General features: G+C 40.7%; 1 protein-coding gene. It reads right to left on the bottom strand.

The genetic code is table 11. The features are described 5' to 3' along the window. Nucleotides 1-31: 31 nt before the first annotated feature. Entirely contained in the window at nt 32-997 is a 966-nt protein-coding gene (locus H5V42_RS15140; RefSeq protein ID WP_185784017.1) for an IS110 family transposase, read from the bottom strand. Nucleotides 998-1,209 lie beyond the last annotated feature (212 nt).

Raw genomic sequence — 1,209 nt, 5'->3', positions numbered from 1 at the left:
AACAAAGAACTGAGTTAAAAAACAAGTTCTTTTAAGTTAATCTGGACACATAATTTTCATCATAGGGTATCCCTGATTTTGCAATGGCAAATGCTTGTTTTAAAAGTTTGTTGGACACTGCTATCAATGCCAGTTTTTTACTCTTACCCTTTGCTGTTATCCGTTCATAAATTTCCCTACATCCCTTGTTGTGTTTACAGGCCGAAAAAGCACACAAGAACAATAAGTTTCGCAATTTTCTATTGCCCACCTTACTAATTCTGCTCTTTCCCCTGACGCTGCTTCCGGAACGTCGTATTGTTGGGGTGATACCGGCATAGTTGCACAGTTGGCCTGCATTATCGAACTTGGTAAAACCTTCTGTCAGAACAATCAATAATGCAACGGTCTTATCTCCCAAACCAGGTATGCTCTTTAAATTGGTAAGTTGTTGCTGCTGGGTCTCTTTGACCAAGCTGAGCAATCGCTCATTAAGTGAACACAACTCTCGGTCCAAAACCTTTAACATGCGTTTCAATGAACCGTAAACCGCTTTTGAAGGTACGCCCAGCACCTTTTCTCCGTGAAGCTTGTTCTTGACTTGGGTACGCTGTTTTAGGTAGATGTCCATTAAGGCCAATAACTGAAGGCTCTCGGCATGGTCCTTTCCTTTGCCATCATAGAGCGGAACTTCATTGACAAGTCCATAATCCCGTATGGCCATGGCATCACTCTTATCCGTCTTTATCTTGGCCAGTTTCATTTGTCTAAAACGTTTTACCGACAATGGGTTTACAACGGACACCTTGATACCTGAACCATAAAGAAACTGTGCCAATAAATAGTGGTAATATCCTGTAGCTTCCATGACCACCAGGTCTTCTTCACCCAATAACTTAAGGTATTGCTTAAAACCCTTCGGGCCATTAATGAACTGATGGTGATGACCCTTGGGATCCATGACATCAAATACATCCTTACTGATATCCACTCCGTGGATTTTCCTATCTTTATTCATATCGAAATGTTTTGGAAAGGACGCTCCATCTAAGCTTCAACAACTTAAAATCGAGATCTGAAGTCTCACAGAACTGAACGAATTCTTGGATGGAAAAGAGAGGGGGCCATCAATGTTGACGGAATCATTACTTCCTATGGCTATATTGGCCTTAATCCTCTCTTTTGTTCTTTCTGATTTATAAATACAATCTAATCAGAAACAAACTTAAG

The organism is Croceivirga lutea, from assembly GCF_014235875.1.
GTDB classification, from domain to species: Bacteria; Bacteroidota; Bacteroidia; order Flavobacteriales; family Flavobacteriaceae; genus Croceivirga; species Croceivirga lutea.
The sequence above is the reverse complement of the archived record's forward strand: the minus strand, read 5'-3'. Positions and strand labels throughout refer to the sequence as shown.

Coding starts and splice junctions, on each gene's coding strand:
- H5V42_RS15140 (WP_185784017.1), bottom strand. CDS start 997: ATGAATAAAGATAGGAAAATCCACGGAGTGGATATCAGTAAGGATGTA.